The sequence below is a fragment of the Staphylococcus sp. MI 10-1553 genome, assembly GCF_010365305.1.
Lineage (GTDB): Bacteria > Bacillota > Bacilli > Staphylococcales > Staphylococcaceae > Staphylococcus.
This window is the reverse complement of sequence record NZ_CP048279.1, coordinates 2,204,743-2,218,408: the sequence shown is the minus strand read 5'-3', so window position 1 is coordinate 2,218,408 and position 13,666 is coordinate 2,204,743. Positions and strand designations below refer to the sequence as shown.

Here is a 13,666-nt window from a genome sequence, read left to right as displayed (position 1 = left end):
TTTTAATAGTGGCTACTGTTTATCGCAGTAGCTGTCTGGCTTCTCAATGCGCCTATTCAAGCTTTTAAGAAGCCTAGTTAGCCTTGCGGGGGGGCAGTACGACGAAATCTTTGTTGCACATGAGATTTCTGTACAGCTCCCATAATCCAATTTGGCTTCCATTTCGTGAACACTCCATTCAAGCCAAATTGAGTTGAGGCAAGTCTCTGGGAACGGGAGAATGGTATAAGCAATCCTAGCATGTTTATTTTTATGTGACAGTATGTATTATGAAACAAAACCATCACGCAAAACCTAAAATAATCAACAAATCCCGATTGCTTTGATATAATATAATGAAATAAAAGGGGAGTCGGGGGGAATGGAGATGAATCACACAATCCAAAATTACCTCACAAGCTGGAGAGGACACACTTTCCAAAACATCACGGCAGGCTTACTTGTCGCTTTAGCTATGATGCCAGGTGCTATCGCATTTTCATTCATCGCTGGCGTCAGCCCGACAGTCGGCATATTCAGTACCGCACTCATGCTCATCGGAATCAGTTTTTTTGGATCACGCACATTAATGGTTTCTGCACCGAGTAGTGGGGTCTCCATTGTCGCTGTGTTAATCACCTCAATGTACGGCCAACAGATGCTCATTGCAGCGATGCTCGTCATGGGCATATTTCAAATCTTATTCGCATTTTGTCGTGTGGATAAAGCGATACATAAAATTCCAGTGCCGGTCGTCGTGGGATTTATGAATGCGTTAGCTTATTTATTATTTACCTCGCAACTGAAACATATTTTTGGTCACAATCTGTGGACGTACCTATTTGCAACGCTCAGCTTAGTCATGATATTTTTAATTCCTTATATAACGGAGCGTATCCCTGCTGCACTTATCATGATTGTAGTTTTATCAATAGCGGCTAAAATGTTTCATGTCGATTTAATTAATGTTCAAGATTTAGCGCATATTCATTTCGAAATGCCGACGCTCGGGTTACCTCAAGTTGATTTAACAGGATGGATGGTAGTAGAACTTTTCATTTTTGGCTTAATGTTAGCGATTGTCGCAACGATTCAAACGAGTTTAACAGCGCGAATGGTCGATCAACGAACAGCAACCTCTAGCAGTCTCAATCGTGAATCATTCGGTCAGGGCTTCACGAATCTCATCATTTGTTTATTTGGAGGGCTTGCGGGAAGTGCGTTAGTGGGACAGTCTAAATATAATCTCGAATTAGGGGCAACATCACGACTTTCAACTTTGGCAGCAGGTATCGTGATGTTGTTATTTTTAATTTTATTAAGTCCCCTGGTCGGCAGTATTCCGATGGTCGTGTTAGCTATCGTATTGACACGTATTTCGATGAACACTTTTGACCGTCAAACGTTGAGGTATATTGTCGAGCGACGTTGGACAGAATTCATGATTATGCTCATTACTTTTTTATTGATTGTCATCGCACGTAATTTAGCGCTCGGGGTACTCGTAGGCACAGCGACTTATTATAGTTATCAACGGATTCAAAAATATCGAAAAAAATATCGAAAAGGAAGGGATTAGCATGGCAGCTGATTTAAAACAATTGATTGAATGGAGAAGATGGTTTCATCAAAATCCAGAACTTTCAAATGAGGAATTTCAAACAACAGCACGGTTACGAGAAATTTTAGAAAGTTACGATATTCGAATACTCGATTTACCATTAAAAGTCGGACTAATCGCAGAAGTAGGTGAAGGAGAAGATATGATTGCGATTCGTTCAGACATTGATGCGCTACCAATTAATGAAAAAACAAACTTAGCGTATCAATCACAAAATGACAATGTGATGCACGCCTGTGGTCATGATATTCATATGGCGTCTATTCTCGGTACAGCAGTGAAATTGAAAGAGATGGAATCAGAATTAACAGGACGCGTCCGTATTATCTTCCAATCTGCTGAAGAAACAGGTGATGGGGCACCTGCTGTCGTTCAAACAGGCGCATTAGATGGGGCGTTAGCGATTCTTGGTTTCCACAATGCACCAACTATAAAAGTCGGTGAATGGCGTGCAAAATCCGGGCATTTAACATCAAATGTAGATCGTTTCAACATTCGTATTCAAGGTCGAGGCGCACATGCAGCAATGCCCCAAGATTCGGTAGACCCGCAAATCGTGTTAGGACAACTTATTTTAAGCATACAAACGATTGTGAGTCGTAACATTGCCCCTTATGATGAAGCGGTTGTGACGGTAGGTCAAATTCATAGTGGTCACACGTGGAATGTCATCCCTCAAGAAGCGATGGTAGAAGGGACAGTTCGCAGTTTTAAAGCAGAAATTCGTGACCAAGTTGAAGAAAGAATGACACAAATTTGTGAAGGATTAGAAAAACAGTTTAATGTGAAGATTGATTTGGATTATCACCGTTTAACTGCCTCTGTCGTCAATGATGAAAAGTTACAAAATATGGCATTGGAAGTGGCACAATCAGTCGGTTATGAAACAGAAGTGTTACCGCGTGCACTGACGATAGGTGAAGACTTCTCAGGATATCAAGCCGTGGCACCTGTTCATTTTGCGATGATTGGCTCAGACAGTGAATATCCACTTCACCACGAAAAATTCCAGCCGAATGAACAAATTTTAGATAAAGTGCCTGACTATTTTATTGCGTTCATCCAGCGTTTATGGGACGAACATTTAAGACGTTGACGGTCACACGGTTTTCATGTATTGTTTAACAGTAAAATTCAATTTTTCAAATGTCATTAAAAATGATTTTTTGCTTTTATAAAAGATATAAAAATAAAGTGAAGGAGAAGCACATCGCACATACGCAAACAGGTGATTTGCTTTTCGTTAAGGAGATTTTTTATGTTAGAACAAGAGCATGAGCACAGCAGTCCATGGGCGCTCATTCCGTTAGTCGTATTTATAAGTATCTTTTTAGGTGCTGGTATCATCACGAAAGACTTTACTTTTATGCCGTTAAATGTTGCGGCAATTATTGGTGTCGTTGTGGCATTAATAATGAATAGACGAGAGACATTTGCGTCAAAAGTAGAAGTTTTCGCACGTCAGGCAGGACACGCCAATATTGTGTTGATGATGTTTATCTTTTTACTTGCAGGTGCCTTTTCAAAAACAACTGAAGCGATGGGCGGTGTGACTTCCATTGTCAATTTAGGGTTATCATTCATTCCGCAAAATTTCCTGATCGTCGGACTTTTCATCATTTGTATGTTTATTTCAATTTCGATGGGGACGTCGGTAGGGACAGTAGCGGCGATTGCACCGGTGGGATTTGGCATCAGTGAAGCAACTGAAATACCGGCTGCACTTGCGATGGCGACAGTTGTTGGAGGTGCGATGTTTGGTGATAACTTGTCCATGATATCAGATACAACGATTGCCGCAGTCCGCACGCAAAAGACTCAAATGAGCGATAAATTTAAAGTGAACTTTCGCATCGTGGTGCCTGGTGCCATCATCACAATTATCATTTTATGGTGGCTGTCTCACGGTTATGATGTGACACAAATGAAAACGTATCACTTTGAGTGGGTTAAAGTCATTCCTTACTTACTCGTATTAATTTTGGCGATAATCGGTATTAACGTGGTGTTAGTATTGTTAGGGGGCATTTTGTTATCGTCTCTGATTGGTTTAATAGATGGTTCATTTAACTTAGGGGGCCTATTAAAAGCAGCATCAGAAGGTATTCTCGGCATGCAAGACATTGCGATGATTGCATTACTCATCGGTGGTATGATAGGGCTCGTTGAACACCACGGTGGTATTAATTGGCTGTTAAATTTCGTTAAACGCCGCGTTAAAACAAGACGTGGTGCAGAATTTGGTATCGCTAGCCTTGTCAGTGTTGCTGATATTTCGACAGCGAATAATACGATTTCAATTATTATGGCAGGGCCACTCGCGAAAGACATTGCAGAAGAATATGATATTGATCCGAGAAAATCGGCGAGCTTGTTAGATATATTTGGCAGTGCATTTCAAGGCTTTGTCCCTTATAGTCCACAGCTTATCGCAGCAGCCGGTGTAGCGAGCATTTCACCTGTGACGTTGTTGCCTTATTCCATTTATCCTGTGATGCTTGCCATTTGTGGGATGATCGCCATTCTGTTGAATCTACCGCGCTTACGTTCTCATCGCTAATAGGTTTTAGAGTTAATAACAATCATAAAAACACAACTTCATTTAGTTCTTGATAAATTTAAGTTACAATAGAAGTCATCCGAAATGAACGAAAAGTAAGGAGAATGGAAGTGAAGCATATGCAAAATGAATGGGTAGAAATAGACCTTGTCCGTCTGATGAAAACGACACCTTCGAATGCGTATCATGCGTGGTTAGACCCTGATCAATTAAGACATTGGTTTATGACTTCACGCCGTACGAACCAAATAATCGAAAATGATCCTGTTGAAGGGGGGCATTACCAAATTGTCGATTTACGTAAAGGGAAACGTATTGAAGTCATTGGCACGTACCAAACATTAAAAGAAGGCGAGCAAATTGTGAAAACGATTCAGATGCCGGAACTGAGTGAACACGTAGATGAGATTGAAGTCTATTTTGAAGAACGGTCACCGGGTATGACAGAGATGACGTTTCATTATAGAAGTATGGTACCTAAAGAACGCCGATTGACCAACCTTGAATATAAACAGCAAAAGAAAGCTTATCACGACCATACAGCACACGGTTTTGAATTGATGTTTGATGTGTTACAACGTGAATTAGAAGCAGAATTTGAAATGGATTAATATGAATAGATGAAGAGTAAACGGTACAGGCAAATGCGCTGTGCCGTTTTTTTTAAATGAATTGAATCAAGCAGTGGGATGACATCGACGCCACGCCACTGAAAGAGAAGTACTGAATAGACTACGAAATACGCATTTTGTGGAAACTTCGTGCAGCTGTGTTTGCATGATAAATATCAATATTGCGCGTTGCTAAAGTGCCAACTAACGCACTCATCACTTCTGAAGTTGTCGTCACCTTCAAAATGTCTTTTGCAAAACTATAAATCACACGTTCGCTCTGAACGCCGTTTAAAATATCAATCACTTTATCTTTAATAAACGGATCGTCTAGGCCATCAATCATCATTTCAAATCGATGTTCCTCGTGGGGCCGTTGATGTAATGGTTTAATGGTATCAAGTAATTGGAAAGGAACGATTTGGTAAATACGGTAATGATGGAAGCTCATAAAACTAATCAAATAGGGTAAAGCTTGCTTCGGTAAATGAATTTTGAGTAAGAAATTTTGCTGATGTTTCAACCATTCCATTTGTATTGTGGCATGGAGGTTCATCCCATTTAATAACTTTAATAATTTTCGTCTGGCAAAGCGGCTTGTCATCTGATCTATATTTAAAATAAATGTCTCTATTTTATCGATTATCATTCTAATTCCCCATTTTAAATATTGTTGTATTCATTGTATCATGAGTCATTTGTATTTTCAGTAAGACTATAGATGTAAAGTTAAAATAATGATTGTGCATGTAAACTATATATTTTTATAAAAAGTATTGTATACCATTTTTACTTGTGATAATATTCTGATTATTAATTGGATTGGGGAGTGAATGCCATGTTACAACGATTAGGTCAATTTGCATCTAAAACATTTTTATTATGGATGTTATTGGCAAGTATTTCAGGATTTTTAATTCCGGATATTTTTAAAGGATTCGGAACGTTTGTACCGTATTTATTAGGTATTGTGATGTTAGGGATGGGTTTAACGGTTACAGTTGATGATTTTAAATTAATATTGAAGGAACCGAAAGCCGTCTTAATTGGGGTCATTTTACAATATACGATTATGCCACTTTCTGCATATGCGGTCGTGAAGTTATTTCAATTGCCAGCCGATATTGCGATTGGTGTACTGTTAGTAGGATGTTGTCCAGGAGGTACGTCGAGCAATGTCATTAGTTATTTGGCAAAAGGGAATGTGCCATTATCTGTAACAATTACAACAATTTCAACAGTGCTTGCATCGTTCATGACCCCATTTTTAATGTTTGTATTAGCACAAGAATGGATGGACGTTTCGTTTATCGCGATGTTTATTTCGGTCGTTAAAGTAGTACTCGTTCCATTAGTATTAGGTATTTTGATTCAAAGATTTCTTAAACCTGTGGCACATGTGGGTGAAGACATCTTACCACTTATTTCAGTTATTGCGATTTCGGTTATTTTAGGCGCGGTTGTAGCAGGCAGTCGTGAGCTCATTATTCAAACAGGCTTGCTCATCTTTTTAGTTGTAGTGATACATAATACGATCGGTTATTTATTAGGCTTTTGGTTTTCGTATTTGTTCAAATTAAATTATACGGACCAAAAAACAGTTTCGATTGAAGTCGGTATGCAAAACTCTGGCTTAGCAGCGTCATTAGCGACAGTTCATTTTAATCCTTTAGCTGCAGTACCAGGCGCAATATTTAGTGTGGTTCATTTAGTAACAGGACCGATATTAGCGAAGTACTGGGCAGGAAAATCAAAATAATTTTTAGAAAGAATAGGCGTATCATGTCGTTAAAGGCGATAAGATAAGGTCTATTCTTTTTCTTTTTAAGATTCGCTATTATAGGATTGCTAGCGGTTTTACTTTTTTATTAGGTTGTGCGAAAATAATGTTTAAATATATAAAATAATGAAGCCTTAAAAAGGGTGTGATGTAAAAATGATGATTAAAGTGCTACAAAATTACTTTATCACGGTCTCAATATTTTTGATGATGCTAGTGCTTTCAGTTGGTTTTTTGATGAATTTTCCGAATGGCTTTACGCTATTACTTTCGTTGACTGCGATATTGACTATGATCAACTTTAGCATTGAAACTTGGCTCTTGCGCACAACATTACCAGCACGAAAAGTACGTTTTATTCAAACGCTCGTCTTTCCATTATCTATCATCATCATTGGTGTTGTCTGTTTCATACTTCTGCCAACTGTGTCCTAATCGTATCTATTGCAATCTTTAGATATAAAAAATATACTTTATTTAAATCATACTTGAATAAGACTTGGAGGGATGTATCGTGAACATTACTGGACATCATCATATCTCAATGTACACTAAAGATTTGGATCAAAACAAAGCATTTTATACGAAAACGTTAGGCTTACATTTAACGAAAGAAACGGTCAACCAAGATGATCATGGCATGGTGCACATTTTTTACGGTGACCAACAAAATTCACCAGGCACATTGCTTACATTTTTTGAAATTCCAAATGCGGGTGCGATGCGTAAAGGTACAAACATGATTGCGAGAATTGGGCTACTCGTTCCAAATGAAGCAGCACTTGATTTCTTTGAAGCACGCTTACAAGGAAAAGCGACAAACATTTCAAGAGGCACTTACATGGAACAACCTGCGCTGTATTTTGATGATCCAGATACATTGTCATATGTCATGATGGTGAATGGCGATGCAGTGATTCCAAACGGATGGCAAAATCCAGTCGATAATGACATTCCAGCAGAATATCAAATTTTAGGATTAGGAACGATTGAAATTCACGTTGCAGATGCACAGAAAACATTAGATTATTTACGCGACACATTAGGTTTTAAAGATAAAGCGCAATTTGGTGAGCAGTCAGTCGTTGCGATTGATGATAAAGGTTATTATTCAGACCTCGTAGTCATCGAAAAAGACGGACCTAACGTTCGACCAGGGCGCGGTTATGTTCATCATCACGCACTTGCAACAGAAAATGATGACACATTAAATCAACTCGTTGCACTACATGATGATTTAGCGGGCAAACATTCAGGTGTCATTGATCGTATTTGGTTTAAATCTCTGTACTATCGTCAAAATAAAATTATGTATGAATTTGCAACGTTAGCACCAGGGTTTTAAACAACATTGATTTTGGCAATGAATGAATGAATCAGGACCAAGGATTTAGGAGGAAGTAAGCATGTATCGCGCAGTCATTTTTGATTTTGATGGTACGATTATCGATACCGAACAACATTTATATGAAACAGTGAATCGTTATTTGAATGAGGCAGGTCATGACAATATGAGTGCAGACTTTTATCGCTCGAATATTGGCGGACGAGCTTTAGGGATTCACCAACATTTACTCACCCATTTAGGAGAAACGTTAACAGCTCAAGTCTATCAAGAACATTATGAGACAGCTGGACAACTGCCTTTAAGGCCTGGTGTGTTAGAACTCATGCAACAACTGCATCAACGTCATATTCCGATGGGGATCGCTTCTAGTAGTACAAGACATCACATTGAGTCATTAGTTCAGAAGCTAGGTATCGAAAAGTATATTTCAGTGATTAAAGGTCGAGAAGATGTAGAAACAGTAAAACCTGCTCCTGATTTATATTTAGCTGCGGTACAAGCATTAAATTATAGTCCGGCGCATTGTTTAGCGATTGAGGATTCAGTGAATGGTGCGACAGGCGCGATTCGTGCAGGACTCGATGTTATCGTAAACCCAAATCAATTTACGGCTCAAAGTGATTTTTCGGAATTGGATTTACTTGCCAAAGATGTAGATTTGAGTCAAGTCGTCGCACAATATTTTAATGGAGTTCAACAATGAGTTTAGAAATGATATTATTTTTCATCGTGGCGCCTTTGATTATTTTAGTCGGCAATTTAGTGTTAGCGCCACGTTTTCAAAAGCATATTCCGATGCGCATCCATGTGTTATCCGCTGCAACAGGACTCATCGTCTACGCAGTGCTTGCTTCAATCATTTATTATTTTTTCTTACAAGGTAAAATTTAATGTCAAACGTAGGTATCATGCTCATTTGAGGTGATGGTATCTACGTTTTTCTTTTGGAATGTGAACTGTGGCATTTGTTGTAAAAGGGATGGCTTCAATGTGGAGAATAGTAATAACAAGGGATGCATTTATCCATTTGGAATAACAAAGAGAAAGTTCATGACACCACAAGTTCAGTTCAACAATGATTCAGTTGTGATGTCATGAGCATTGTTTATGTTAGTAATAAGATGGCAGCAATAATTAACACTAATAGCATGGCGTCTACACCCACCATTAATTTGTAGCGTGTGTTCTCAGTGCCTTCCTTTGAGGTTTTATATAACATATAGGCGTTAGGAAGAAAACTAATTAAAAGAATTACGATGACAATCATACCAATCGTCTGTGTTGACATATCTCATCACTCCTTAAAAAAACGTTGTCGTATTGCACCAACGATTAAGCTGACTGCAACACCTATTGCGAGACCAACCAAAGCATGCTCTAGCCATTGCCCAACTAGTATACCTAGGATGATGCCAATAAGCAGGGGCGGCCCATAGGTGCGTTTTCGTGTGTCGTGACTTAAAATCGTGAAGACGACGAAGTATAATACTGCAAAAACAATGGCAACGAGTACTGAGCGTAGCAATAACTCAGTTGTCGTATAGGTGGATTGTGTTTGATTTAGAAAGAAAAAGAGTAGACCTAAAATGATTGAGATGAGAACACCTCTTATGATACGTCCGCGATCCATAATATGCTCCTTAGTCTTTGAATTGTCCTTATTATAACATAGACCACAATCTGTGATGACATGTCCCTATCTTTCTCAAACGATGCATTAGTTCTTTTGGTTGTCTTTTCTAATCGCTTTGAATTGACCGTGATCATTAAGATAAGCATAGAACAGTCCGATAATCAGTCCGCCACCGATATAGTTGCCTAGAAAAGCCCCGACAATGTTTTTGGTCATATGCAATGCGTTGAAAGCATCTGTTTGATAAATGGCACTGGCGATAAACAGACAAGCATTATAAACGACGTGTTCATAGCCCATAAATGCGAAAATCGTCACGCCGAACATCATGACAAACATTTTGGCCAACACATCATCAATTTGCATGGCAATGACTAACGCAATGTTAATAAAGAAATTTGCGAAAATCGCACGGACTAAAATGTTTTGAAAACTATAATCATGAATTTTGACTTGTACTGTATGGTCAAGCATTTGTAGCATATCCGGTGTCATGACGTTGGATAATCGTAGTAAGCTAAACAAAATGACAGCACCAATCATATTCCCAATAAAACATAACGTGAATATTTTAAGTACACGCGTCGGACGAATCAAGTGATAATACAAACCAACCGTAAAATACATGAAATTACTCGTCAGAAGCTCAGAGTTTGTGAACAGAATTAACACGAGGGCAAAACTAAAGGTAAATGCACCCGCCATATTCACTAGACCAGGCGCTACGTCAGGCGCAAATGTCGTTTTAACTGTTAATACAAAAACGGTAATGATGCTAATAATAAATCCCGCCATCATTGCTCTTAATAAATAACGCCTTAGATAAAAGCTCTGAAGTACATCTTTCTTTTGAATCGTCTCAATAATATTGGAAACCCACTGGCGACCATAAAAAATTGTATCCCATTTAATATTAGTATCCTTCATAAATTAGATTCCTTTCTTAAAGAATAAACCTAGTATAAGCAATTCGGGAGATAATGTGAATATAATCACAAAAATTTAATGTGACAATATTTCGACGGTTGGTTATGCGAGCGCTATCATATAAAAGAGTGATTTTTAGTAGGATAACGTAAGTGTTATGTAGAATGACCGATATATCAATGGTTAAAGGTGTATCGGATATATGCGCATCAAGGCGGTTTGGAGTTAAAAATAAGAATGTAAATGAATGGGTTAACGTTTTTAATTTTTTCTTCAAATTCTGATAGTTTATAGTATAATAGCGACATGCACGGTTCAACATCAATTTTATATGAGTAGGGGTTACAAAAGGAGATGGAACGTTGTCATGGTAGATAATCAATTACACAGAGGATTAAGTTCTCGACAGATTCAAATGATCGCACTCGGTGGTACTATCGGTGTCGGTTTATTCATGGGGGCATCAAGTACGATTGCGTGGACAGGCCCCTCTGTTATTTTTGCATATTTAGTTGCAGGTTTATTTTTATTTTTAATCATGCGCGCAATGGGAGAAATGGTCTATCTTGATCCATCAACTGGTTCATTTGCAAACTATGCTACAGATTATATCCACCCTGTTGCAGGTTACGTGACTGCGTGGGCCAACATCTTTCAATGGATTGTTGTAGGGATGTCGGAAGTCATCGCAGTTGGCGCATATATGAAGTTTTGGTTTCCAGAGTTACCGACATGGATTCCAGGGCTGATTGTCATTGTTCTGTTAACAGCTGCCAATGCGGTTTCTGTAAAAGCGTTTGGCGAATTTGAATTTTGGTTTGCGATGATTAAAATCGTGACAATTATTTTGATGATTATTGCCGGTTTCGGTTTGATTTTCTTCGGTATAGGGAACGGAGGCAATCCAATCGGTCTTAGCAATCTTACAGCACATGGTGGTTTCATGCCGAATGGTTGGTTAGGATTTTTCTTTGCTTTATCTATTGTTATCGGTTCATATCAAGGGGTTGAGTTGATCGGTATTACAGCAGGTGAAACGAAGGATCCTCAAAAAAATATTAAAAAAGCAGTAAACGGCGTCATTTGGCGTATTTTAATCTTTTATATCGGTGCCATCTTTGTCATTGTAACGGTTTATCCTTGGAATGAATTGCACGACATTGGTAGCCCATTTGTTGCAACATTCGCAAAAATCGGAATTACGATTGCGGCAGGTTTAATTAACTTCGTTGTGATTACAGCAGCGATGTCAGGCTGTAACTCGGGTATTTTCAGTTCGAGTCGTATGATTTTTACTTTAGCACAACATCGTCAATTACCAGCGATATTTACAAAAGTCATGAGAAACGGTGTACCATTTTACACAGTTTTAGCTGTATCTATTGGTATTTTAATTGGTGTGATTTTAAATGTCGTATTACCACAATTTATTGATGGTTCTGAAAATATTTTCGTTTATGTTTATAGTGCATCTATTTTACCTGGGATGATTCCATGGTTTATGATTTTATTTAGCCATATTCAATTTAGAAAGAAATTTCCAGAAAAATTAGAAAACCATCCTTTCAAAATGCCACTTGCACCAGTGACAAACTATCTGTCTATCACATTTCTATTAATGGTGTTAGTTGCAATGTTAATTAATAACGAAACACGTGTATCTGTTATTATCGGTTTCTTATTCTTAGGTTTTATGGCTGTATTTTTCTTTTTACGTGGCTATCATAAACGTGACAAAGAAGACTTTAAATTATAAAAGTAACAAGCATCGTATTGTATTTTGAGAAAGAGATACATAGCGATATCATAATGATCGAGCTTATATTCGCATAGTTGAGATGAATCCGTGCTTCAATATGCGTGTCGATTTTTAATTGTAAAGCGTGTTTAAAGTGGGATGGCTGATGTCATTCCGCTTTTTAAATTTGCTGAAAATCGCACATACAGTGTTTTAAAGTGTGATCGCACACATTTGAAAGTAAGCACGTGTTCGTATAATTTGTTGGATATAACTTTGATTCAATTTGCTTTGACTTCCAAATTCAATAGGGACTAATGGATTGTGATACAAGTTGTAAAGGCAAATATAATAAAGGTCGTAAGGATAGGAACTGTATGCATGCGTATGAACGGGTTGATGTGATTGTTGATAATACGAGTGGACTTTCGCTTTCAAAATAGTCAATATGTCTTGGGCTTGTTCGGGATCGCGAGCGTAGGTTAAATCGTATGTCGTGGTTAAGTCTAACAATTCATTCAAAACCTTTAGAGCCTGTACAAAATTGGGAGTTTCATAACCGTTCATCAGTAGCATCCTTTCATGAAATAATATATAGTATAACAAGAACCATTAACGCGCGTAAGTGTTGTATGAAACTGTAAAAAAGTCACAGGTCTGTGATATGTATACAGCCATTCGTTCATTTTTAAAGGAAAGAGAGTATTCAAATGTCAAAATATAAATGGAAAGATATTGCTTGGCGGGACTTATTATTAGTTCCTATTGTTCTCGTTGCAACGTTCGTACTTGGAATACTTGCAGTTATCATTAGTTTTGTGTTTTTCAATGTCAGTGAAGAAGCGTTATTATCTGACTCAAATGCACTTGTCGCACAAGTCATAGCTACAGCGGTTGCCTACTTGATTGTGATTCTTAGTTTTTACTTGTTACATTATAAAACGATGGGACAACGCTTTATGAAAGGACTTCAAGGGATACGCCAATACATATTTTGGATCATAGGCGCATACCTCGTTGCACAAGCTGCATCAACGCTTTATGATTATTTACAACAGTTTTTGCCTGAACAATTTCAATATGAAACGACGCAAAACGAGATACTCATCGACCAACTTTTCGCTATTCCGTGGTTTACGCCAATCAATTTCATGATGATTGTGATTTTAGCCCCGGTCGTTGAGGAAATCTTTTTCCGCCATATTTTAATTGGGGAGTTAGGTAAGAAGTTAAATTTTAAAGTCATGGCTATCATTTCAGTCTTGCTGTTTGCGGGAGTACACGTACTTCAAGCGACATCCCCATTTGAAATTATCGATTATTTAATTTTAGCTGTGCCACTTGTGTTCTTATATATGAAAAGCGGCCGTAATTTAGGTGTCTCGATCGCCTTTCATATGTTAAATAACTTTATTTCATTCGTGGTCACGATTATGCAGTAGTGAAATAACACATAGAAAAAACCAATG

At 38.0% G+C, this 13,666-nt stretch carries 16 protein-coding genes; 11 read left to right on the top strand and 5 right to left on the bottom strand.

What is annotated here, in order from left to right; genetic code table 11:
* Positions 1 to 367: 367 nt before the first annotated feature.
* From GZH82_RS10430 to GZH82_RS10415, 4 genes are all read left to right on the top strand, one after another.
* The gene (locus GZH82_RS10430; protein WP_238989561.1) at positions 368 to 1,558 is read left to right on the top strand and encodes a SulP family inorganic anion transporter; all 1,191 of its coding nucleotides are present in this window, start codon (positions 368 to 370) and stop codon (positions 1,556 to 1,558) included.
* Position 1,559: 1 nt separating this feature from the next.
* The gene (locus GZH82_RS10425; protein WP_162682426.1) at positions 1,560 to 2,696 is read left to right on the top strand and encodes a M20 peptidase aminoacylase family protein; all 1,137 of its coding nucleotides are present in this window, start codon (positions 1,560 to 1,562) and stop codon (positions 2,694 to 2,696) included.
* 162 nt (positions 2,697 to 2,858) lie between these two features.
* Complete coding sequence (locus GZH82_RS10420) at positions 2,859 to 4,160, top strand: Na+/H+ antiporter NhaC family protein (protein WP_162682425.1); 1,302 nt, start codon at positions 2,859 to 2,861, stop codon at positions 4,158 to 4,160.
* A gap of 104 nt (positions 4,161 to 4,264) precedes the next feature.
* Complete coding sequence (locus GZH82_RS10415; RefSeq protein ID WP_203232804.1) at positions 4,265 to 4,771, top strand: SRPBCC family protein; 507 nt, start codon at positions 4,265 to 4,267, stop codon at positions 4,769 to 4,771.
* A gap of 121 nt (positions 4,772 to 4,892) precedes the next feature.
* Here GZH82_RS10415 and GZH82_RS10410 read toward each other — a convergent pair whose 3' ends face one another.
* On the bottom strand, positions 4,893 to 5,420 hold the full coding sequence (locus GZH82_RS10410) for a hypothetical protein (RefSeq protein WP_162682423.1): 528 nt from the start codon (positions 5,418 to 5,420) through the stop codon (positions 4,893 to 4,895).
* 189 nt (positions 5,421 to 5,609) lie between these two features.
* Between GZH82_RS10410 and GZH82_RS10405 the strand changes: the two genes are divergently transcribed.
* The 5 genes from GZH82_RS10405 to GZH82_RS10385 all read left to right on the top strand — a co-directional run bounded on the left by GZH82_RS10405 (position 5,610) and on the right by GZH82_RS10385 (position 8,790).
* Positions 5,610 to 6,530, top strand: a complete 921-nt coding sequence (locus GZH82_RS10405; RefSeq protein ID WP_162682422.1) for a bile acid:sodium symporter family protein — start codon at positions 5,610 to 5,612, stop codon at positions 6,528 to 6,530.
* Between the two features lie 258 nt (positions 6,531 to 6,788).
* Positions 6,789 to 6,986 carry a hypothetical protein gene (locus GZH82_RS10400; protein ID WP_238989560.1) on the top strand — a complete coding sequence of 66 codons (198 nt, stop codon included), beginning with the start codon at positions 6,789 to 6,791 and terminating at the stop codon, positions 6,984 to 6,986.
* A 79-nt stretch (positions 6,987 to 7,065) separates the two neighbouring features.
* Positions 7,066 to 7,896 (top strand): VOC family protein, encoded by an 831-nt coding sequence (locus tag GZH82_RS10395; RefSeq protein ID WP_162682420.1) that lies wholly within the window; start codon positions 7,066 to 7,068, stop codon positions 7,894 to 7,896.
* Between the two features lie 61 nt (positions 7,897 to 7,957).
* Positions 7,958 to 8,602, top strand: coding sequence for an HAD family hydrolase (locus GZH82_RS10390; protein WP_162682419.1), 645 nt, complete (start codon positions 7,958 to 7,960; stop codon positions 8,600 to 8,602).
* On the top strand, positions 8,599 to 8,790 hold the full coding sequence (locus GZH82_RS10385; protein WP_162682418.1) for a hypothetical protein: 192 nt from the start codon (positions 8,599 to 8,601) through the stop codon (positions 8,788 to 8,790). Before GZH82_RS10390 ends, GZH82_RS10385 begins: the two co-directional genes overlap by 4 nt.
* A 214-nt stretch (positions 8,791 to 9,004) precedes the next feature.
* Here GZH82_RS10385 and GZH82_RS10380 read toward each other — a convergent pair whose 3' ends face one another.
* The 3 genes from GZH82_RS10380 to GZH82_RS10370 all read right to left on the bottom strand — a co-directional run bounded on the left by GZH82_RS10380 (position 9,005) and on the right by GZH82_RS10370 (position 10,459).
* Positions 9,005 to 9,187 carry a hypothetical protein gene (locus GZH82_RS10380; protein ID WP_162682417.1) on the bottom strand — a complete coding sequence of 61 codons (183 nt, stop codon included), beginning with the start codon at positions 9,185 to 9,187 and terminating at the stop codon, positions 9,005 to 9,007.
* Between the two features lie 6 nt (positions 9,188 to 9,193).
* Positions 9,194 to 9,529: a hypothetical protein gene (locus GZH82_RS10375; protein ID WP_162682416.1), complete on the bottom strand. Its 336-nt coding sequence runs from the start codon at positions 9,527 to 9,529 to the stop codon at positions 9,194 to 9,196.
* Positions 9,530 to 9,616: 87 nt separating this feature from the next.
* Positions 9,617 to 10,459 (bottom strand): formate/nitrite transporter family protein, encoded by an 843-nt coding sequence (locus tag GZH82_RS10370; RefSeq protein WP_162682415.1) that lies wholly within the window; start codon positions 10,457 to 10,459, stop codon positions 9,617 to 9,619.
* A gap of 367 nt (positions 10,460 to 10,826) precedes the next feature.
* On the opposite strand from GZH82_RS10370, the gene GZH82_RS10365 reads away from it, so the two are divergent.
* Positions 10,827 to 12,215 carry an amino acid permease gene (locus GZH82_RS10365; protein ID WP_162682414.1) on the top strand — a complete coding sequence of 463 codons (1,389 nt, stop codon included), beginning with the start codon at positions 10,827 to 10,829 and terminating at the stop codon, positions 12,213 to 12,215.
* 195 nt (positions 12,216 to 12,410) lie between these two features.
* Here GZH82_RS10365 and GZH82_RS10360 read toward each other — a convergent pair whose 3' ends face one another.
* A complete protein-coding gene (locus GZH82_RS10360; protein ID WP_162682413.1) occupies positions 12,411 to 12,764 on the bottom strand; it encodes a hypothetical protein in 354 nt (117 codons plus the stop codon).
* Positions 12,765 to 12,907: 143 nt separating this feature from the next.
* Between GZH82_RS10360 and GZH82_RS10355 the strand changes: the two genes are divergently transcribed.
* Complete coding sequence (locus tag GZH82_RS10355; protein ID WP_162682412.1) at positions 12,908 to 13,639, top strand: CPBP family intramembrane glutamic endopeptidase; 732 nt, start codon at positions 12,908 to 12,910, stop codon at positions 13,637 to 13,639.
* Positions 13,640 to 13,666 lie beyond the last annotated feature (27 nt).